This is a genomic window from Streptomyces sp. NPDC104106, assembly GCF_055584345.1.
This window is the reverse complement of sequence record NZ_JBVJMF010000014.1, coordinates 33,578-53,227: the sequence shown is the minus strand read 5'-3', so window position 1 is coordinate 53,227 and position 19,650 is coordinate 33,578. Positions and strand designations below refer to the sequence as shown.

16 protein-coding genes are annotated in these 19,650 nt (G+C 73.4%); 10 read left to right on the top strand and 6 right to left on the bottom strand.

What is annotated here, in order from left to right:
- Nucleotides 1-280: 280 nt before the first annotated feature.
- The gene (locus tag ACZ60X_RS28905) at nt 281-943 is read left to right on the top strand and encodes an RNA polymerase sigma factor (protein WP_469604492.1); all 663 of its coding nucleotides are present in this window, start codon (nt 281-283) and stop codon (nt 941-943) included.
- Nucleotides 943-2,025: a hypothetical protein gene (locus ACZ60X_RS28900; protein WP_469604489.1), complete on the top strand. Its 1,083-nt coding sequence runs from the start codon at nt 943-945 to the stop codon at nt 2,023-2,025. Before ACZ60X_RS28905 ends, ACZ60X_RS28900 begins: the two co-directional genes overlap by 1 nt.
- Nucleotides 2,026-2,227: 202 nt before the next feature.
- On the opposite strand, the gene ACZ60X_RS28895 is transcribed toward ACZ60X_RS28900, so the two are convergent.
- Nucleotides 2,228-3,037, bottom strand: a complete 810-nt coding sequence (locus ACZ60X_RS28895; RefSeq protein WP_469604486.1) for a L,D-transpeptidase family protein — start codon at nt 3,035-3,037, stop codon at nt 2,228-2,230.
- An 80-nt stretch (nt 3,038-3,117) separates the two neighbouring features.
- Between ACZ60X_RS28895 and ACZ60X_RS28890 the strand changes: the two genes are divergently transcribed.
- Both ACZ60X_RS28890 and leuE read left to right on the top strand, forming a co-directional pair.
- Complete coding sequence (locus ACZ60X_RS28890; RefSeq protein ID WP_469604483.1) at nt 3,118-4,698, top strand: acyl-CoA mutase large subunit family protein; 1,581 nt, start codon at nt 3,118-3,120, stop codon at nt 4,696-4,698.
- Between the two features lie 52 nt (nt 4,699-4,750).
- Nucleotides 4,751-5,404: a leucine efflux protein LeuE gene (leuE, locus tag ACZ60X_RS28885; protein ID WP_469604480.1), complete on the top strand. Its 654-nt coding sequence runs from the start codon at nt 4,751-4,753 to the stop codon at nt 5,402-5,404.
- Here leuE and ACZ60X_RS28880 read toward each other — a convergent pair.
- Nucleotides 5,379-6,779 (bottom strand): FAD-dependent monooxygenase, encoded by a 1,401-nt coding sequence (locus tag ACZ60X_RS28880; protein WP_469604477.1) that lies wholly within the window; start codon nt 6,777-6,779, stop codon nt 5,379-5,381. The two genes, leuE and ACZ60X_RS28880, sit on opposite strands and share 26 nt — an antisense overlap.
- Before the next feature lie 70 nt (nt 6,780-6,849).
- Here ACZ60X_RS28880 and ACZ60X_RS28875 point away from each other — a divergent pair, with 70 nt between their 5' ends.
- On the top strand, nt 6,850-7,500 hold the full coding sequence (locus ACZ60X_RS28875; RefSeq protein WP_469604474.1) for a TetR/AcrR family transcriptional regulator C-terminal domain-containing protein: 651 nt from the start codon (nt 6,850-6,852) through the stop codon (nt 7,498-7,500).
- 13 nt (nt 7,501-7,513) lie between these two features.
- On the opposite strand, the gene ACZ60X_RS28870 is transcribed toward ACZ60X_RS28875, so the two are convergent.
- The 3 genes from ACZ60X_RS28870 to ACZ60X_RS28860 form a co-directional block, all read right to left on the bottom strand.
- Nucleotides 7,514-8,653 (bottom strand): acyltransferase family protein, encoded by a 1,140-nt coding sequence (locus ACZ60X_RS28870; protein WP_469604471.1) that lies wholly within the window; start codon nt 8,651-8,653, stop codon nt 7,514-7,516.
- An 86-nt stretch (nt 8,654-8,739) separates the two neighbouring features.
- Nucleotides 8,740-10,074 carry a polysialyltransferase family glycosyltransferase gene (locus ACZ60X_RS28865; RefSeq protein WP_469604469.1) on the bottom strand — a complete coding sequence of 445 codons (1,335 nt, stop codon included), beginning with the start codon at nt 10,072-10,074 and terminating at the stop codon, nt 8,740-8,742.
- Nucleotides 10,071-11,048 carry a glycosyltransferase family 2 protein gene (locus ACZ60X_RS28860; protein ID WP_469604466.1) on the bottom strand — a complete coding sequence of 326 codons (978 nt, stop codon included), beginning with the start codon at nt 11,046-11,048 and terminating at the stop codon, nt 10,071-10,073. Before ACZ60X_RS28860 ends, ACZ60X_RS28865 begins: the two co-directional genes overlap by 4 nt.
- Nucleotides 11,049-11,246: 198 nt before the next feature.
- On the opposite strand from ACZ60X_RS28860, the gene ACZ60X_RS28855 reads away from it, so the two are divergent.
- The 4 genes from ACZ60X_RS28855 to ACZ60X_RS28840 are packed head-to-tail and all read left to right on the top strand — an operon-like array spanning nt 11,247 to nt 15,990.
- Nucleotides 11,247-12,557 (top strand): DUF6716 putative glycosyltransferase, encoded by a 1,311-nt coding sequence (locus ACZ60X_RS28855; RefSeq protein WP_469604462.1) that lies wholly within the window; start codon nt 11,247-11,249, stop codon nt 12,555-12,557.
- Between the two features lie 17 nt (nt 12,558-12,574).
- A complete protein-coding gene (locus tag ACZ60X_RS28850) occupies nt 12,575-13,813 on the top strand; it encodes a cytidylyltransferase domain-containing protein (RefSeq protein ID WP_469604459.1) in 1,239 nt (412 codons plus the stop codon).
- Between the two features lie 13 nt (nt 13,814-13,826).
- Complete coding sequence (locus tag ACZ60X_RS28845) at nt 13,827-14,765, top strand: N-acetylneuraminate synthase family protein (protein ID WP_469604456.1); 939 nt, start codon at nt 13,827-13,829, stop codon at nt 14,763-14,765.
- A 52-nt stretch (nt 14,766-14,817) separates the two neighbouring features.
- On the top strand, nt 14,818-15,990 hold the full coding sequence (locus ACZ60X_RS28840) for a hypothetical protein (protein ID WP_469604452.1): 1,173 nt from the start codon (nt 14,818-14,820) through the stop codon (nt 15,988-15,990).
- 1,268 nt (nt 15,991-17,258) lie between these two features.
- Here the strand turns inward: ACZ60X_RS28840 and ACZ60X_RS28835 are convergent.
- Complete coding sequence (locus ACZ60X_RS28835; RefSeq protein ID WP_469604449.1) at nt 17,259-17,912, bottom strand: class I SAM-dependent DNA methyltransferase; 654 nt, start codon at nt 17,910-17,912, stop codon at nt 17,259-17,261.
- 233 nt (nt 17,913-18,145) lie between these two features.
- On the opposite strand from ACZ60X_RS28835, the gene ACZ60X_RS28830 reads away from it, so the two are divergent.
- Nucleotides 18,146-19,381, top strand: a complete 1,236-nt coding sequence (locus ACZ60X_RS28830) for an amidohydrolase (RefSeq protein ID WP_469604446.1) — start codon at nt 18,146-18,148, stop codon at nt 19,379-19,381.
- The last annotated feature ends 269 nt before the right edge of the window (nt 19,382-19,650 follow it).

Genomic DNA, 19,650 nt, shown 5'->3' with positions numbered 1-19,650 from the left:
GACCAGCGGTCCGCCGGGGCAACGGCCGGGGCCGCCACCCCCCACAGGAGAGGCCCCGGCCGTCGCGCGGACGGGCCGCGCACGGCCCGTACTCCCTTCAGCGCCGTGCGTGCGTTTTCTGTCACACCCCGAGACCGCCGGTCCGGAGCCCGCGCGGTTCCCGGCCCGGTCACGAGTGGGTTGCATCGTCTACAGACTGTCGACAGACGTGGACGAGGAGAGGTTTCACGCCGTAACGTGCCTTTCGCGCCGACCGGGAACCAGGCGTAAAGGGAGTACGGTGCTGGGGGACGACGCGGAGCTGACCGCCGCGGTGCGTAAGGCACAGGACGGGGACGAGGCCGCATTTCGTACGGTGTACCGCGCCGTGCATCCGCGGCTGCTCGGATACGTCCGCACGCTGGTCGGTGATCCGGACGCAGAGGACGTCGCGTCGGAGGCCTGGCTGCAGATCGCCCGCGACCTGGACCGGTTCAGCGGAGACGCCGACCGCTTCCGCGGCTGGGCCGCCCGGATCGCCCGCAACCGCGCCCTGGACCACATACGGATGCGCGGCCGCCGCCCCGCGATAGGCGGTGACGAGACGGAACTGACCGGTCGGGCCGCCGAGTCCGACACCGCGGGCGAGGCCATCGAGGCCCTGGCCACCGACAGCGCCCTCTCCCTCATCGCGCGGCTCCCGCAGGACCAGGCCGAGGCGGTCGTGCTGCGCGTGGTGGTCGGCCTCGACGCCAAGACCGCCGCCGAGACACTCGGCAAACGCGCCGGTGCCGTACGCACCGCGGCGCACCGAGGCCTGAAGCGGCTCGCGGAGCTGCTCGGCCAGGATCCGGAATCCGCGGGCGCCCTCGACGCGCTCCCACCCCAGCGAGAACCGCGCCGCGGCGCGGTGTCGTCCGCAACTGTGACGCACACGCGAACGCGGACGCAGAAGGACATGTGATGGCCGACGAGCAGGACAAGTGGCTGAACCGTGAGACGGCGGAACGTCTGCTGCGCGGTGAGTCGCTGGAAGCCGTCGACGCCTCCGCCCGTGACCGGGCAGAACGTCTTTCCGAGGTGCTCGGCGCGCTGTCCGCGCAGGCGGCCCCGGCCACCGGTGAACTCCCCGGCGAACAGGCCGCCCTGGCCGCGTTCCGCAAGGCCCGCGAGTCCGCCGGGGCCGAGCGGACCGCCGTCGAGGACGCCCCCGGCCGGCGCTCCGGCGCGGCCGTCCCGCCCGCCGACGCGGGCCTGGTCCGCATCGGCGCGCCCGCCCGCACGGCCCGTACCGGAATCCCGGGCGGCCGTCCGCGCCGCCCCCGCTGGGCCCGCCCGGCCCGCCTGGCGCTGGCCGCGGGTGTGAGCGTGGGACTGCTCGGCGGGGTCGCCATGGCCGTCGGGAGCGGGGTGCTGCCCTCGCTCGGCAGCGACCAGCCCGACCCCGCCGCCTCCGTGTCGACCGGGCAGAACTCCGGCTCACCGCTCGCGTCGGTCTCGCCGTCGGCCCCCTCGGGCTCCGGCTCGGGCGTGCCCGGCGGCTCGGGCGGTGCCTCCGGCCCGGCCACCGGAGCGGACCGCGGGGCGAGCCCCGACCCCGGCCCGAGCACCAGCACGCCGGACAGCCGTGGGCAGGACCTGGCCGGGCTCTGCCGGGACATCCGCGACGGCGGGGCGCCGGACTCGGGCCGGCTGCGCGCGCTGGAGGATCTGGCGGGCGGCTCCTCCCGCGTCGGCCGCTTCTGCAAGGTGATCCTCGCTCCCGGCGACTCCGGCTCGGGCGGCCTGCTCGGCGGCGACGGGGGCGGTGCCGGTGACGAAGGCGCCGGCCGGGGACAGCACCCGGGCAAGGGCGACGGCCGGGGGAACGGCAACGGCCAGGGAAACGGGAACGGCAAGGGCGGTGACGACGGCGACCACTCCGGCAGCGGCGGTCACCTCGGCCCCGGCGGCGGTACCGGCGGCCGCCACGGCGGCGACCGGCTCCACGGCGCCGTGGCCCCACTCCCGCCGGCTCCTGAGCTGCCCTTGCCGCACCCAAGCTGACCTGCGGTTTCTCGGTCGGCAGAAATTTTTCGGCGCGAGGTGTGACGTTTCCGGGGCCCGCGACGCAGTACAGAGTGAGCCGACTGGTCATCGGCCGTCGCACTGAGCCGGGGTTCCCCCCGTACCCACGGCTCGTGCACCCGGCGCGGGCGGGACACGTTCCCCCGGTCCCGCCCGCGCCCGTCTTCCCTCCCCCGTGTGCCTACCAGTGGACGACGACCGTGTCGCCCACCCGCACCTGCGCGAACAGCCGCTGGATCGCCGCCTCGTCGCGGACGTTCACGCAGCCGTGCGAGCCGCCCGCGTAGCCGCGCGCCGCGAAGTCGTAGGAGTAGTGCACCGCCTGACCCCCGCTGAAGAACATCGCGTACGGCATCGGTGAGTGGTAGAGCGTGGACGTCCAGGTCCGGGCCTTGAAGCGGACGTGGAAGACGCCCTCGCGGGTCGGGGTGTACTGCGTGCCGAACCGCACCGGCATGGCCGACACCGTCCGGCCGCCGACCATCCAGCGCAGCGTCCGGGTGGTCTTGTCGATGCACAGCACCCGGCCGGTCAGACAGCGCGGGTCGGGTGGCCCGGCCGGCTGACCGCCCATCAGGTACAGCTCCCACTCGCCGGGCCGGTGCGTCATCGCCACCAGCCGCTGCCAGGTGACGGTGTCCGTCCGGCCGGTCCGGGGCAGGCCGCGCTTGCCCTGGAAGCCCTCGACCGCCCGCTCGGTGAGATCGTCGTACGACCCCGTCGGCCCGTCGAACAGCCAGTCCAGCTGGCGCAGCCGGGCCTGGAGTTCCCGTACGCCGGGCCCGCTGTCGCCGCGTGCCCACAGGACGCGGGAGGCCGGTACGACGGCCGGGGCCGAGGGCGGGCGGGTGGTGCCCGGGCTCCGGCTCGCCGGCGGGCGGGCGTCGCTCCCGAGGCCGGGCCCGCCGGCGCCGGCCACCGGCCGGACGGTGCAGCCGGCGAGGGCGGCGCAGGAGACGAGTACGGCGGCGAGCGGGCCCCTGATCCTCATGCCGGGGATGCTTCCCCGCGTGACCGCCGCCGAACTCCGGGGCATGGTGGGGGGAGACCACACGTCCTGCGGAGGCATCCATGGCACGCGAGTCGGAGTCGGGCCTGCCCATCGAGCCGGTCTACGGTCCGGGCGAGCTGACCGGCTGGGACCCGGCGCGCAAGCTGGGCGATCCGGGCGGGTATCCGTTCACGCGGGGGGTCTACCCGACCATGTACACCGGCCGCCCCTGGACCATGCGCCAGTACGCCGGTTTCGGCACGGCCGCCGAGTCCAACGCCCGCTACCGGCAGCTGATCGAGCACGGCACCACCGGCCTGTCCGTCGCCTTCGACCTGCCCACCCAGATGGGCCACGACTCCGACGCGCCCCTCGCGCACGGCGAGGTCGGCAAGGTCGGCGTGGCGGTCGACTCGGTCGAGGACATGCGGGTGCTGCTCGACGGCATCCCGCTGGACCAGGTCTCCACGTCGATGACGATCAACGCCCCGGCCGCCCTGCTGCTCCTCCTCTACCAGCTGGTGGCCGAGGAACAGGGGGTCCCGGCGGACCGGCTGACCGGCACGGTCCAGAACGACGTGCTGAAGGAGTACATCGCGCGCGGCACCTACATCTTCCCGCCCAAGCCGTCGCTCCGGCTGACCGCCGACATCTTCAGGTACTGCACCGCCGAGATCCCGAGGTGGAACACGATCTCGATCTCCGGCTACCACATGGCCGAGGCGGGCGCCTCGCCCGTGCAGGAGATCGCGTTCACGCTCGCCGACGGCATCGAGTACGTCCGCACGGCGGTCGCGGCGGGTATGGACGTGGACGACTTCGCGCCCCGGCTGTCCTTCTTCTTCGTGGCGCGCACGACGCTGCTGGAGGAGATCGCCAAGTTCCGCGCGGCGCGCAGGATCTGGGCGCGGGTGATGCGGGAGGAGTTCGGGGCGCGGAACCCCAAGTCGCTGAGCCTGCGCTTCCACACGCAGACGGCCGGGGTCCAGCTGACCGCGCAGCAGCCCGAGGTGAACCTGGTCCGGGTCGCCGTCCAGGCCCTGGGCGCGGTGCTCGGCGGGACGCAGTCGCTGCACACCAACTCCTTCGACGAGGCGATCGCGCTGCCGACGGACAAGAGCGCACGGCTGGCGCTGCGCACGCAGCAGGTGCTGGCGTACGAGACGGACGTGACGGCGACGGTGGACCCGTTCGCGGGGTCGTACGCGGTGGAGCGGATGACCGACGACGTCGAGGAGGCGGCCGTCGCGCTGATGCGGCGGGTCGAGGACCTCGGCGGCGCGGTGGCCGGGATCGAGCGGGGCTTCCAGAAGGCCGAGATCGAGCGGAACGCCTACCGCATCGCGCAGGAGACCGACTCCGGCGAGCGGGTGGTCGTGGGCGTCAACCGGTTCCGGCTGGACGAGGAGGAGCCGTACACGCCGCTGCGGGTGGACCCGGCCATCGAGGCCCGGCAGGCGCAGCGGCTGGCGCGGCTGCGGGCGGAGCGCGACCGGGGGGCGGTGGACTCGGCGCTGGCCGCGCTGAAGAAGGCGGCCGGGGGCGAGGACAACGTGCTGTACCCGATGAAGGAGGCGCTGCGGGCGCGGGCCACGGTGGGCGAGGTGTGCGACGCGCTGCGGGAGGTGTGGGGGAGGTACGAGCCCAGCGACGTCTTCTGAGGCCGAGGGACGTCTCACCCGGTTGTCGTACCCGCGTGCGACACTCCTTTCCATGTTCGGCGTCATCGATCTCCCCACCTACCTGGCAGGCCTCGCCCTGATCGTGGTGCTGCCCGGTCCCAACTCGTTGTACGTGCTGTCCGTCGCCGCCCGGCGCGGGGTGCGGGCCGGGTACACCGCCGCGGCGGGCGTGTTCTGCGGGGACACCGTGCTGATGACGCTGTCGGCCGCCGGCGTCGCCTCGCTGCTGAAGGCGAACGCCGTGCTGTTCGGGGTCGTGAAGTACGCCGGCGCCGGATACCTGACCTGGCTGGCGGTCGGGATGCTGCGCTCGGCCTGGCAGTTGTGGCGGACGCGGCGGGAGCGGACCGTGGCCGAGGCGGCGGCGCCCGCGCGGGAATCCGAGGAGCGGCCCTTCCGCCGGGCCCTCGTCGTCAGCCTCTTCAACCCCAAGGCGATCCTGTTCTTCGTCGCCTTCTTCGTGCAGTTCGTCGACCCCGGCTACGCCTATCCGGCCCTCTCCTTCGCCATCCTCGGCGCCCTCGGCCAGCTGGCCAGCTTCCTGTACCTGAGCACACTGATATTCGGCGGCACGAGACTTGCGGCCGCGTTCCGCCGCCGCAAGCGGCTGTCGGCCACGGCCACGTCGGCGGCGGGGGCGCTGTTCCTCGGGTTCGCGGTCAAACTGTCGCTGGCCGGCTCGTAGCCGCGCCGAGACCGACCCGGGAGAGATAGGCGGGCAGTCCCTCCGCCGTCTCGCCCGCCCAGCCCACATAGCCGTCGGGCCGGACCAGGAACACGCCCGGCCCGTACGACCGCGGGGCGGCGGGGAGCGCGCGCACCCCGGCGACCGGGGCGTCCGCGCCCAGCAGCGTCCAGTGCGGCCCCCTGAACGCGTCGAAGAGCCGTACGCCGCCCACCGTGCCGTCGGGAGCGCGGTCGCCGGCCCGCACCCCGGCCGGGTCGCGGCGGGTCTCCTCGGTGATGCTCGACTCCCGGTAGCCGAGGGCGAGTTGGACCGTCGCCCGGCCGCGCCGCACCTCGCCGCGGTGCACCCCGGTGGACAGCTCCAGCATGGCCGCCGCGTTCGCCCGGCGCTCCTCCTCGTAGCTGTCCAGCAGGGAGTCCGGGGCGCCGTCGCACAGCACCGCGCCCAGCTTCCAGCCCAGGTTGCAGGCGTCCTGGACGCTGGTGTTCAGGCCCTGGCCGCCGGCCGGTGAGTGGACGTGGGCCGCGTCGCCGGCGAGGAGGACCCGGCCCACGCGGAAGCGGTCGGCCAGGGCGGCACGGGGGCGGAAGCCGGACGCCCAGCGCAGGTCCGTCACGTCGGCGGCGTCCAGGTGGGTGTACGCGGCGACCAGGGCGCGGATGCCGGCCGGGGACAGGTCGGGTGCCGTGCCCGGCGCGAGGCGGGCCTGGAGCTGGAAGTCGTCGGTGCCGGCCAGCGGGCACAGGCCCACGGCCGTGCCGTCGTCCTTCGGGAACATGTGCCAGTGCCGGCGGTCCAGGCCCCGCAGCGTGACGTCCGCCACCACGAACGGCGCCGGGTCCACGCTCTCGCCGGTCATCCCGACGCCCAGCGCCCGCCGGACCGCCGAGCGCCCGCCGTCGGCCGCGACGACGTACCGCGCGCGCACCGCCGTGCCGTCGGCGAACATCACGTCCGCCCCGTCCGCGTCCTGCCCGACCCCCGTCACCTCGCGCCCGAAGGCGACCTTCCCGCCCAGCTCCAGCAGCCGGGCGTGCAGCACCTCCTGGGTGCGCCACTGGGGGACCATCAGCGGCTCGGTGTACGGGGTGCCCTCGTCCGGCTCGATCCGGTCGAACACCGGCTGCCCGCCGGCCCGCTCGCCGTCCCTCCAGATCAGCCGGTCCGGATACGGCCCGCCCGCCGCGCGGATCGCGGCCAGCACGCCCAGGTCGTCGAAGACCTCCTGGGTGCGCGGCTGGATCCCCTTGCCGCGCGAGCCGGGGAACAGGCCGTCGGCCCGCTCCACCACCAGCGCCGCCACACCGCGCCGGGCCAGGTCGACACCGAGGGCGAGGCCGGTCGGCCCCGCGCCCGCGATCAGGACGTCCATCCCATCCTCCTTAACGTTGTTAAGTTCCCTCGCCCATGAGCGTGCCCTTAACGTTGTTAAGCTGTCAAGGGTGAGCCCCGAGAAGCGCGCCCCCCTGGACCGCCGCCGCGTCGCCGACACGGCGCTGCGGCTGCTGAACGAGACCGGGCTGGACGGTCTGACCCTGCGTGCCATCGCCAGGGAGCTGGACGTCAAGGCGCCCGCCCTGTACTGGCACTTCCAGGACAAGCAGGCGCTGCTCGACGAGATGGCGACCGAGATGCACCGGCGGATGGTGGCGCACACGGCGCTCGATCCGGGCGACAGCTGGCAGGAACGGCTGCTGCGGACGGGCCGCGCGCTGCGCGCGGCGCTGCTCGGCTACCGCGACGGCGCCAAGGTCTACAGCGGCTCACGCTTCACGGGCACCGAACACGCGCCCGCCCTGGAGGCGAACCTGCGGCTGCTGACGGACGCCGGGTTCACCCTCGCCCAGGCGGTCGACGCGGTCCGGACGGCGGGCGCGTACACCCTCGGCTTCGTCACCGAGGAGCAGGGCGTACGGCCCATGCCGGGCGAGCGCCGGGAGGGGTACGACGTGGGGGAGCGGGCCCGGCGGCTCGCGGACTTCCCGCTCGCGGCGGCGGCCGGCGAGCTGCTCTTCGACGACTACGACCGCCGGTTCGAGGAGGGGCTGGCGGTCGTGATCGAGGGAATCGGGGCGCGGTACGGAATCGGCTGACCGGCGCGCAGGCTCAGCCGGCCGGGACACGCACCGTCTTGAGGGCCCGCTTCAGCCGGGGCCCGAACGGCCTCTCCACGAACCGGTGGATCAGCCAGGCCAGCACCAGCATGCCCAGCACGGTCACCGCGAGCGTCGGCCACGGCCCGAGGCCCAGACCCCGGTGCAGCACCCGGATGACGAACCAGCCCAGGTGCTCGTGGACCAGGTAGAACGGGTACGTCAGCGCGCCGGCCGTGACCAGCCAGCGCCAGTCCGCCCGGCGCGTCCAGCCGAGCGCCACGACGGCGACGGCCGCGAAGGCGACCGTGACGATCGCGATGACGACGTACGGGTTGCGGTGCGGGTGGTGCCCCCACAGGCCGACGGTGGCCTCCCGCTGCGCCAGCAGCCAGGACATCCCGACGATGCCCCAGGTGAGCAGGTCGCTGCCGAAGCGGTGGATCAGGTACAGCGCGAGACCGCCGATGAAGAACGGGGCGTACTCGGGCATGACCACCTGGTTCAGCAGCTCGTTCTTGGAGCTGTGGCACAGCACGGCCGCCAGCGTCCACAGGCAGGCGAACAGCACCGCCCGGCGGTAGGTCACCCCGCGCACCACGACGAAGAGCGCGAAGAGTACGTAGAAGCGCAGCTCGACCCAGAGCGTCCAGCACACGCCGAGGACCCGCCTCGCCCCCGTCGGCTGCTGGAGCATCGTCAGGTTGACCAGGAACTCGTCCAGCCGGACCGCGTGGACCACGTAGGGCATGACCACGGACGCCCCGGTGACCAGGACGAGGGCCACCCAGTAGGCGGGGTACAGCCGCGCCACCCGCGAGCGGAAGAAGTCCCCGAGGGTGCGGCCCCAACTGCTCATGCAGATCACGAAGCCGCTGATGACGAAGAAGAACTGCACCCCGAAGTTGCCGTAGACGGCCGCCTTGGACAGGGTCGGGAAGAGGTGCGCCGGGCTGGCGTGCCAGGACGCGGCGACCGCGCCGCCGCGTCCGGCGTAGTGGTAGAGGCAGACCATCAGCGCGGCCACGAGCCGCAGGCCGTCCAGCGCCATGAGGCGGCTGCCGCCCCCGGCGGACCGGGGCGGGGCGCCGGCCGGACGCGGGATCAGGGGACCGGGCGCGGGGGCGGCGAGGCCGGAGGGTGGAGCAGCCATGTGCGGTTTCCTTCCTGGAACGATGTCACGGCCGGCCCCGCCGACGGCGCACCGGCTGCTGAGAACTCACCTGCGGGCCGACGCCGCTAACCCCGCGCGCCCCGGCGCAGGCTGCGGGCCTTGCGGGCCACGCGGCGGACGGTGGCGTTGCGGGGGATGAAGGCCAGCTGGGACGGCACCCCGCCGGGCAGGGCCAGGGAGGTCAGCCGGCGGCGCTTGAAGTAGCGCAGGGTGCGCGGGTGCAGGTTCCCCGCCAGATAGGCCTCCGCCTCCGGGCGCAGCCTCGGCAGGATCTTCGGCTGCATCGCGAAGCCCACCGCCCGCACCAGCGCCCCGAGCGCCTCGACGTCCGTGCCCCGGCGCTGCTCCCGCACGGCTGCCGGCTCGCCCAGGTCGGGCAGCAGCGCGTCCACGATCGTGACCGGGACGCGGTTGCTGTTCTCGTACGGCGTCACCTGCTCCAGCAGCAGCTCGGTGCCGATCCGGGCGACCGGCAGGCCGTAGAGCGCCTGCGCCGTGAGCAGGGCGGTGGAGAAGCAGCCGACGACCAGCGCGGGACGCATCCGCTGGTACAGCACCTCGGCGAGGACCGGGGTGGCGAGCACGGTCAGCTCGACCTGGAGCTTCTCGGCCTCCCGCTCCAGGGAGCGGGTGAAGCCCGCCGGCGCGGACGGATGCGGCTTGAACACCACCGTGGTGTGCCCGAGCGCCGCCGCGCCCCGCAGCATCCGCAGATGCAGGCTCTCCTCCTGCTCGGGCGTGAGGATCTCCAGCGCCGACAGGTACTGGCCCAGCAGCAGCGCCGGCTCCTCGATCTCGGGCAACTCCTCGGCCACGGGCGCGAGTTCGGCGAGCACCTTGGTGAAGGCGGGGGTCGGCACGATCTCGCCCTCGACGCCGAACTCGGTGAGCAGCAGCGGCTTCAGGCCCGGCACCAGGTCCAGGTGCAGCACCCGGTCCACCCGGGTGCCGACCAGCGGGTCGATCTTGTTGCGCGTGGGGCCGTAGCTCATCAGGCCGTCGGCGTAGACCGTCACCGGGGCGCCGGTGAAGATCTGTCCGAGCGCCAGGGACGGGTTGACCTGGATCGACTCGACGGCCAACGCCACGTCGTCGTCGCCCAGTTGCCACTCGTGGCGCAGGAAGCGTTCCCACAGCGGCATGTCGTCCACGCGGGGCGCCCAGCCGCCCGGGTGGAACGGGAAGATGGTCTCGTTGTACGAGATCACGTCGTCGAAGCGGTCGCGCAGCTTCTCGAAGCCGGGCGCCCGGTCGAAGCCCGGCGTCGTCTCCGGCGTGGTGGAGTTGTTGCAGACGAGCAGGATCCGCCGGTCGGCCGGGCGGAAACAGCCCGAGTCCAGGGCGGCGGCGAGCGTCGCCGTGCCGTAGAGCGTCGACGCCTGGAAGATCTGGGTGGTCACGCGGCGGCTCCCGCGGGGGCGGGACGGCGGCGCACCCGGCGCAGCTTGGAGGCGCGCTGGATGTCCATGGAGTCCAGCGCCTCGTCCAGCACGTCCTGCGGCATGCGCCGCAGGGCCGCCGCGCTCATGGATTTGAGTTTCCTCGCCACCGCCGGCTCGAACCTTTCGATGGAACCCAGATGATGGGAAATGATGGCGCAATAGGTCCGGACGGCCTTCGGCAGCAGTTCGTCCGCCTGCGCGTCCTGTGCGGTTTCCGTCACGACCTGGTCGAACGCGCGAATGAAATCCAGCTGCCGGACATCGCCGATCTGGGTGAGGGACGAGGCGACCCCGCGCCGGTAGAACACCCCCAGCAGGCTGACCGCGGCGAAGGATTCCGCCTCCCGGTGCAGCTTCCAGATCCACGGCCGGTCCTCGGCCGTGCGCAGCCCGTCGGTGAAGTGCAGCAGCCCCCTGTCCACCAGCCGGCGGTGGTAGACCCCGGCCCACGCGTACGCGTAGTCCACGGACGTCGAGCGGTCGGCGGGCAGTATCGCCTCGCGCGGGTTCATCACCACACCGCGCCGCCCGACCGGCACCCGGTGCACCTGGCGCGAGCGCGCGGTGCACTGCACGTGGTCGGTGCGCAGGAAATCGCAGCCCAACTCCTCTATGGCCCCGACCAGGTGGGTGAGGTAGCCGGGGGCGAGCCAGTCGTCGCCGTCCAGGAAGGTCAGGTACTCACCGCGCGCCCGGTCGATCCCGGTGTTGCGCGCGGTCGCCAGGCCCCCGTTCCGCTCGTGCCGGACGTGCACCGCCCCGGGCAGCTCGCGTTCCGCGCGCGCGAGAATCTCTGGTGTCCCGTCGCGGGAACAGTCGTCCACGAGAATGAATTCGAAGTCCTCCCGGGCGTTCGCCTTCAGGCTCCTGAGCGTGTCGGGCGCGTATTGCTGCACGTTGTAGAACGGCACGATGACGGAGAGCTTGACCACGTCAGGGACGTTAGGTGGAAGCCCGTCATTCGTCTTGACGCTTTGCTTGATGCCGGGTGAACGACACGTGGCGAAGCTGTGAACCGGGTTTAATTCCGGCGAGATGACGGCCCGACTCCCCATTCGGCGATGTGCTGTTAACCGTTTGTTGCATTCGGGTTGGGCGGAACAACGGAATGGCTTCCTAGCGTCTTCGGCGTGCCAGCCAGTGCTACGAACTCCCTGCGGGTCGCCGTCATCGCCGATTCCGACACCCGGTGGAAGTGGGGCGCGCTCACCGCGCAGCGCCTCGCCCCCGCCGGTGCCGGGATCCGGCTCGACGGCTACCTCCTGCGGGGGCGCGCCACCCCGACAGCCCGCCAGCTGGGGGAGGTCGGCGTCCGGGCGGACTCGCTCAGCGAGGTCACCGGGGTCGAGTTCCTGCGCGCGATGGCCCGGGAGTCGTACGACGTCCTCGTGCTCGCGCTGGTCGGCGGCGGCGTACAGGCGATGCTGCACGGGCTGCGGGGCGCGTGGGGTACGGGCGAGCGCCCCGTGGTGGTCACCGGCTACGTCGGTGTCGTCTACGAGAAGCTCGCCGACGGCCTGCTGCTGCGGCACGGCGCCGACCTCGTCCTCGCCAACTCCCGCCACGACGCGGACCGGTTCCGGGCCGTGTACGAGGGTGTGGGCGCGGACGCCTCGGCGGTCACCGAGGTCGCGCTGCCGTTCCTCGGCGGGGCGCCGTACGCCGGCGAGCAGCAGCCGTACACCGTCGTCTTCGCCGCCCAGCCCTCGGTCCCCGACAACCGCAGGGACCGCGCCTACCTCCTGGGCCGCCTGATCGGGCACGCGCGCAGGCACCCCGAGCGCGAGGTGCTGCTGAAGCTGCGCTCCAAGCCGGGCGAACACACCACCCACATCGAGGAGCTGCCGTACCAGAAGCTGGCCCGGGGCAAGGACGTCCCCGCCAACTTCCGTCTGGTCTACGGCCACATGGGCGAGGTGCTGGACCGCACCGACCTGCTGGTCACGGTCAGCTCCACGGCCGCCCTGGAGGCCCTGCACCGCCGTATCCCCACGGTCGTGCTGACCGACCTCGGGGTGCGCGAGGTGCTCGGCAACCACCACTTCACCGGCTCCGGCTGCCTCGCCTCCTGGGACCAGCTCGACGCCGGGCACCGGCCGGTGCCGGACGAGGAGTGGGTGGCCCGGCAGGGCGTACGCGCCGACGGCTCCTACGAGACGGCCTTCGACACCGCCCGCGAACGCATCGCCACGCTGCTGGCCCGCCCCGGCGGCCTGCCCCCGCTGAACCCCTACTACACCCCCGAGACGGCACCCGGATACCTCCCCGGCATCCTCGCCCGCCACCACCTCGGCCCCGACGGCGCCCCGCTGCCCGGCGCGCCCGCCGCCGACAAGGAACCCGGCCCGGTCCGCCAGATCGTGCGCCGCGCCGCCCGCGGCGCCTACCGCCACGGCGTACAGCGCGTGGCCCCCGTGATCCGGCGGATGGGGGAGCTGTGACCTTCCAAGGAGACTCCATGTCCAACCCGCAGGCGGGCCGAGGCCTTTCGCTGCGCCGAGTGCTCGCGGTGATCCCCGCGCGCGGCGGCTCCAAGGGCGTGCCCGCCAAGAACCTGGCCCCCGTCGGCGGCGTGCCGCTCGTGGCGCGCGCGGTGCGCGAGTGCCGGGCGGCCCGGCTGGTGACCGACGTCGTCGTCTCCACCGACGACCAGGCCATCGCGGCCGCCGCCCGGCAGGCCGGCGCCGAGGTCGTCCTGCGGCCCGCCGCCATCGCCGGGGACACGGCCACCTCCGAGGCCGCCGTGCTGCACGCCATGGAGGCCCACGAGGCGCTGCACGGCAGCCCGGTCGACGTGGTCCTGCTCGTGCAGTGCACCAGCCCGTTCCTCGCCCGCGAGGACATCGACGGGGTGGCCGGCGCGGTCGCCGAGCAGGGTGCGGACACCGCCGTCACCGTGGCCCCGTTCCACGGCTTCATCTGGCGCAGCGGCGAGGACACCCCCGGCGCGCCCGACGGCGGCTTCGGCGTCAACCACGACAAGTCCTTCCGCCCCCGCCGCCAGGACCGCCCGCAGGACCTGCTGGAGACCGGCGCCGCCTACGCGATGGACGCGGCCGGCTTCCGCAAGCACCGGCACCGCTTCTTCGGCCGTACGGAACTGGTGCGCACCGACCCCGCGCGCGTGCTGGAGATCGACGACCCGCACGACCTGGCCCGCGCCCGCGCCCTGGCCCCGCTCTTCGACGCGGACCGCCCGGGATCGCTGCCGACCGCCGACGACGTCGACGCGGTCGTCCTCGACTTCGACGGCACCCAGACCGACGACCGGGTGCTGATCGACTCCGAGGGACGGGAGTTCGTCTCCGTGCACCGCGGCGACGGACTCGGCATCGCCGCCCTGCGCAGGAGCGGCCTGAAGATGCTGATCCTGTCCACGGAGCAGAACCCGGTGGTCGCCGCCCGCGCCCGGAAGCTGAAGCTTCCCGTGCTGCACGGGATCGACCGCAAGGACCTCGCGCTGAAGCAGTGGTGCGAGGAGCAGGGCATCGCGCCGGAGCGCGTGCTCTACGTCGGCAACGACGTCAACGACCTGCCGTGCTTCGCCCTCGTCGGCTGGCCCGTGGCGGTCGCGAGCGCCCACGACGTCGTACGCGGCGCCGCACGCGCGGTCACCGCCGTCCCCGGCGGTGACGGCGCGATCCGGGAGATCGCCAGCTGGATCCTCGGCCCCTCTCTCGATTCCCTCCCCAAGTAAGGACATCCCCCTCATGAGCACCAACTCCCGTCTGCGCACGTTCGGTTCGCGCGAGGTCGGCCCCGGCCGGCCCGTCTACATCTGCGGCGAGATCGGCATCAACCACAACGGTGAGCTGGAGAACGCCTTCAAGCTGATCGACGTGGCCGCCGCGGCCGGCTGCGACGCGGTCAAGTTCCAGAAGCGCACCCCGGAGATCTGCACTCCGCGCGACCAGTGGGACATCGAGCGCGACACCCCCTGGGGCCGGATGACCTACATCGACTACCGCCACCGGGTGGAGTTCGGCGAGGACGAGTACCGCCGGATCGACGCGTACTGCAAGGAGAAGGGGATCGACTGGTTCGCCTCCCCGTGGGACACCGAGGCCGTCGCCTTCCTGGAGAAGTTCGACCTGCCCGCCCACAAGGTGGCCTCCGCCTCCCTGACGGACGACGAACTCCTGCGCGCCCTGCGCGCCACGGGCCGCACGGTCATCCTCTCCACGGGCATGTCGACCCCGAAGCAGATCCGCCACGCGGTCGAGGTCCTCGGCTCGGACAACATCCTGATGTGCCACGCCACGTCGACGTACCCGGCGAAGGCCGACGAGCTGAACCTCCGCGTGATCAACACGCTGGAGCAGGAGTACCCGAACGTCCCGATCGGCTACTCCGGTCACGAGACCGGCCTGCAGACCACGCTGGCCGCCGTCGCCCTCGGCGCCGCGTTCGTCGAGCGCCACATCACCCTGGACCGCGCCATGTGGGGCTCGGACCAGGCCGCGTCGGTGGAGCCGCAGGGCCTGGAGCGCCTGGTCCGCGACATCCGCGTGATCGAGGCCTCGCTGGGCGACGGCGTCAAGAAGGTCTACGACTCCGAGCTGGGCCCGATGAAGAAGCTGCGCCGAGTCACCGGTGTCGTCGCCGAGGCCGAGATCGCGGCGGCGGCAGGCGAGCCGGTCACCGTCTGACCACCGGCCCTTGAGCCCCTTACGTCTCCTACGACGGGACGGTCGCACGCCGATGAGCCCCCGCGCCGGTCAGCCCGGCCCCCCTCCCCGCACGCTCGCCTTCGTGGAGAGCCCGGTCCAGTTGCTGAACGTCCTGGAATGGGCCCATCGGAACGGTCTGAGCACCGCGGAGCCTTCCGGCGGGGAGCCGTTGCCGTCCGTGCCGGCGCAGGTGCGGCGGACGGTGCCGGCGGGCGACGCTCCGGCCGCCGCTCCGCCGGCCGGCGCGGAACTCACGGTGGTCGTCCTGTCCCCGACCGACCCGATGACCCGCGGCCAGCTGCGCCGTATGGCGGACCTGGCCCGGGACGAGGGGTACCGGGTGCGGTGGGAGGAGGCGCGGGGCGGTACGACCGCGCCCTTCGCGACGATCGGCGGCCTGGCGGGCCCGCTGCGCCGGGCAGACCGGATCGTCATGGGGGACCCGTTCTCCCGCTACGTGCAACTGCTGCTGACGATCACCCGCGCCCGCGACCTGGTGGTCGTGGACGACGGCACGGCGACGATGGAGTTCGTGGCCCAACTTGCGCGCGGCGAACGGCTCGTACGCTGGCACCGCAAGGGCGGCCGTCGGGGCCCGCGGGACCTCCTCTTCGCCCCGGTGGCGGCGTCGGCCCGCCGCCGCCTGACGCCGAACGCGCACCGCCGGGTCGAGGTCTTCTCCTCCATGCCGGTGACGGAGACGCCGGACGGCGTGACGGTCACGGCCAACGACTTCTTCTGGACCCGCTCCCGCTTCGGCCCGCCGCGCATCACCAAGGGCGCGGACCTGGTCGGCACGTCCCTGGTGGAGACGGGGGTGGTGGACGGCGAGCGCTACCTGGACGCGGTGCGCACCCTCGCCAAGACCCACGGCGCGACACGTTACTTCGCCCACCGCAGGGAGAGCACGGACAAACTCCACCGCCTGGCCGTCGAGACCGGCCTGGAGATAGTCCGCCCGGACCTCCCCCTGGAGCTGATCGCCCGCCGCGGCCCGATCGGCCGCACGATCCTCAGCTTCCCCTCGACGGTCGTCCACACCCTCCCGCTGGCCCTGGCCGGCACGGGCGTGAAAGTGGCCGTCTGCGACATCGACCCCACCTGGCTGACGGACACGGCCTCCCCCCGCGCCCAGGGCTTCCTGTCAGGAGTCACGGGCACGGCCCGGGACGTGCACCGGCTGGAGGCGGTGGGACTGGCATAGGCTCGGTGTCCGTGATGCCCTGGTCCACGTCCGCTCCGGTGCCCCGGCCCGAGCGCTTCGCCGCGTGCCGCGAGACCGGCGCCCCGGCTCTGGAACACGCCCTGAGGGGCCCCGCGACGCTCTGCGGGATACCTCGGCCACGTGTCACGGTCCACCGGCACCTCTTCCACGCCGGGAGCCCCGGGGCGTGCCCGGCCTGCCGGGCGAAATCGGCCGGCGCCTCGCCGTGGCGCGGCCTCACGGGCCTTCTTCGTCGTCGGCGTCCGCCGCTGCCGTGATCGCCGTCTCGTAAGGCCGGCTTCGGCTACGGCACCAGGCCGGAACGCCGGACCTGTCGGGTCGTTCAGGCCCACGTGCCGGCAGCCGTCGGCCCGGTTCGGCGACCGGGGCACGTACGTGTGGTGCCGGCCGGCGGCGGTGTGAGCCGAACGGGTGAACCGCGCGGCCGCTCAGCGGGGCGCGGCCAGTCCCGGGTCCACCACGGGCCGCCGGGACCGTCCGCCCTGCCGACGCCGGCGTCCGTGGGGGTCGCAGGTGGACAGGATCGCGCGGTGCGGCGGGCCGGCATCCGCCGGGCGACGGCCGCGTCCGCGTCGGCGGAGCCCGCCGCCACGGCATCGCCGGTGGCCGTGGGGCGGTAGTCGCCGGTCCGCATCCGGTCCTCCGGGGGCGGGCGTCCGTACGGGGGTGGACGAGGTGCCGGCGCGCGGACATGTCCGAGCTGGGCGCCTGGGCGACCCGGCCGAGCGAGGTCCGCACCCGTACCGGCGCGCAACCCGCCTGAGCGCGGAGCCGGTTCAGCTCGGCCACCACGTCACCGGCGGCCGGTGTCGAGGCCGCGCGCCACTGCCTGGGAGCCGACATCGGCCACCCGGTTGCCTCGTCGGCCTGCGGCCCGGCCCAGGCGGTCGGCGCACAGGACCTGAGGGCGGCCAGGAGCACGGCCGGGGCCGCCGTGTACGCCGCGGCGGACCGCCGGGGCACCGCGGCGTTCTCCCGGCCCGGCGTCGCGGACGAGTCGGCTCGCGGGGAGACGCGCACGGTGCGGCCCCTTCCACGGATCTCCCGGCATCCCGTCACTCAGAGCGATTGTCCCGGGGCCCGGAACGCCTCGCCAGGGGGCGTCTGCAGCACGGACCGGCGGAATCCGGCGCGAGCGGCGGCAGCCCGCTTCGGGTGCGACAGCGGCCCGGCGGTGCGCGCCGGGGTACGGACGGCGTCCGGACAACCCGGCCCCGCCACGCGGCCGCCGGCGGCGTCCGGGCCGGTCAGGGCTTGCGGGCCAGCACGAACGCCCGGGGCCGGGTCTCCTCCCCGGCCGGCTCCCGGCGCACCGTCGCCACCGTCTCCAGCCCCGCCCGGGTGAGGAGCGCCGTCATCTGCGCCGGCGTACGCCAGTAGTAGTCGAGATCGATCTCGTGGCCGTAGCGCTCCGGCACGTGCAGGCGGCCCGGCTCGTCGCCGGTCTGGAAGGCGAGGAGGGCCGGGGCGCCGGGGGCCAGGGTGCGGTGGAATTCCGCGCAGGCCGCCGGCAGCCGGTCGTCGGGGACGTGGATCGTGGAGTAGAGGGCGAGGATGCCGCCCAGGGTGGCGTCGGGCAGGTCCAGGGCGGTCAGGGAACCCACGTGGAAGCGCAGTCCGGGGTGGGCCGCACGGGCCAGCGCCACCATGGCGGGGGAGAGATCCACCCCGAAGGCCGGGACGCCCAGGTCCCGCAGGAGCGCCGTGACCCCGCCGGGGCCGCTGCCCAGGTCGGCGCCGGGGGCCGGACCGTTCGCCGTGACCAGCTCGGCGAAGGCCGTGACCAGGGAGCGGTCCAGCGGGTGGGTGAGCCCGGTCGGGTGCTGCTCCGTGTACTCCTCGGCGATGGCGTCGTACGAGGTACGGGTCGTGTGGAGGAAGGCCTCTGCCGCGTCGGTCACGGGTCCGGACCCTATCGGCAGGCGGTTACGGGCCGGGTCCGGTTCATGGACAAGTCGAGCAGGACTGTGGTGAGGCGTGGTATCCGTGGAAGAGGAAACAGTGGTTTTACCCATCAGAGTCCGCCGCCATGCGTCCGCCGGTCAGATTTTCTTCCCCTAACGGACTGAACTTTTGTTGATCGAGGGGTAGTTGACCACCCGGGCGTCCTACCCTTCAGAGGGTGAAGCAATTGATGTCCCTAGAGTCCGAGGCCGGCCTCGCGGGGGATGTGCTCCCCGGCGCGCTGAGCGAAGCACTGCACGCCGAACTCGTAGCCTTCCGCCGCGACTTGCACATGCACCCTGAGCTGGGCAATCAGGAGTTCCGTACGACCGCCGCGATCAAGGAGCGGCTGGAGCGGGCAGGGCTGCGGCCCCGGGTGCTCGGCAAGGGGACCGGGCTCGTGTGCGACATCGGGCTCACCGAGGGTGAGCGTCCGGCCGTACCGCTGCTCGCCCTGCGCGCGGACATCGACGCCCTGCCCATTCCGGACACCAAGGCGGACTGCCCGTACCGCTCCACCGTGCCCGACCGGGCGCACGCCTGCGGCCACGACGTGCACACGACCGTGGTGCTCGGAGCCGGGCTGGTACTCGCCGACCTGCAGGCCAAGGGGCTGCTGCCCCGGCCGGTGCGGCTGGTCTTCCAGGCCGCCGAGGAGGTGCTGCCCGGCGGCGCCATGGACGCGATCGAGGACGGGGTGCTCACCGGAGTCGGCCGGATCCTCGCCGTGCACTGCGACCCCCGGGTCGACGCCGGGAAGGTAGGGCTGCGGCACGGGCCGATCACCAGCGCCTGCGACCGGCTGGAGATCGCGCTCGACGGGCCCGGCGGGCACACCGCCCGCCCCCATCTGACCACCGACCTCGTCACGGCCGCCGCCCGCGTCGCCGTCGACGTGCCCGCGCTGGTCGCCCGCCGGGTCGACACCCGGGCCGGGCTGGTGCTGACCTGGGGCCGGATCGAGTCGGGGCACGCGCCGAACGTGATCCCGCAGCACGCCGAGCTGTCCGGCACCGTGCGCTGCCTGGACCTGGACGCCTGGCGACAGGCGCCCGACGTCGTGCACGCGGCCATCGACGAGGTCGCCACCCTGCACCGCGCCAAGTCCGAGATCACCTACGTCCGCGGAGTGCCGCCCGTCGTCAACGACCGGGAGTCCGCAGACCTGCTGCGCCGGGCGATGTCCGCGCGGCGCGGCCGCGACTCGGTCGAGTCCACAGAGCAGAGCCTGGGCGGGGAGGACTTCTCCTGGTACCTGGAGCACGTGCCCGGCGCCATGGCCCGGCTCGGCGTCCGCAGGCCCGGCGAGCGCACCGTCCGCGATCTGCACCAGGGCGACTTCGACGCCGACGAGCACGCGATCACGGTCGGCGTGGAGATGTTCACCGCCGCCGCGTTCCTGGACGCGAACGGCGCTCAGGGCTGAACCCCGGGTACGCGCAAGGCGGGAAAGTAAGAGGTGGGGCCCCTTCGGGAAGCGCCTCTTACTCATTTCCCTGACCGGCGCAACACCCTCGTGAGCCATTCGTACACGCACCGCGACAAGGCGCCGTCGGAAGCGAAGAGCATGAGTTCAGATGCTGTTTGCCTCGAATCGATAACGGCTTCGAGAGGGGGTTTTTTGCGACATCTACGCGCGTTACGATGCCGCGAAGCCGACGCCGACGGGGCGTCTCGGCTGGAGCGCCGGCACGG

Bases quoted from the DNA above. Each gene is read 5' to 3' on its own strand.
- ACZ60X_RS28900 (WP_469604489.1), top strand. From the start codon at position 943: ATGGCCGACGAGCAGGACAAGTGGCTGAACCGTGAGACGGCGGAACGT.
- ACZ60X_RS28895 (WP_469604486.1), bottom strand. From the start codon at position 3,037: ATGAGGATCAGGGGCCCGCTCGCCGCCGTACTCGTCTCCTGCGCCGCC.
- ACZ60X_RS28890 (WP_469604483.1), top strand. From the start codon at position 3,118: ATGGCACGCGAGTCGGAGTCGGGCCTGCCCATCGAGCCGGTCTACGGT.
- leuE (WP_469604480.1), top strand. From the start codon at position 4,751: ATGTTCGGCGTCATCGATCTCCCCACCTACCTGGCAGGCCTCGCCCTG.
- ACZ60X_RS28880 (WP_469604477.1), bottom strand. From the start codon at position 6,779: ATGGACGTCCTGATCGCGGGCGCGGGGCCGACCGGCCTCGCCCTCGGT.
- ACZ60X_RS28870 (WP_469604471.1), bottom strand. From the start codon at position 8,653: ATGGCTGCTCCACCCTCCGGCCTCGCCGCCCCCGCGCCCGGTCCCCTG.
- ACZ60X_RS28850 (WP_469604459.1), top strand. From the start codon at position 12,575: ATGTCCAACCCGCAGGCGGGCCGAGGCCTTTCGCTGCGCCGAGTGCTC.
- ACZ60X_RS28845 (WP_469604456.1), top strand. From the start codon at position 13,827: ATGAGCACCAACTCCCGTCTGCGCACGTTCGGTTCGCGCGAGGTCGGC.
- ACZ60X_RS28840 (WP_469604452.1), top strand. From the start codon at position 14,818: ATGAGCCCCCGCGCCGGTCAGCCCGGCCCCCCTCCCCGCACGCTCGCC.
- ACZ60X_RS28830 (WP_469604446.1), top strand. From the start codon at position 18,146: ATGTCCCTAGAGTCCGAGGCCGGCCTCGCGGGGGATGTGCTCCCCGGC.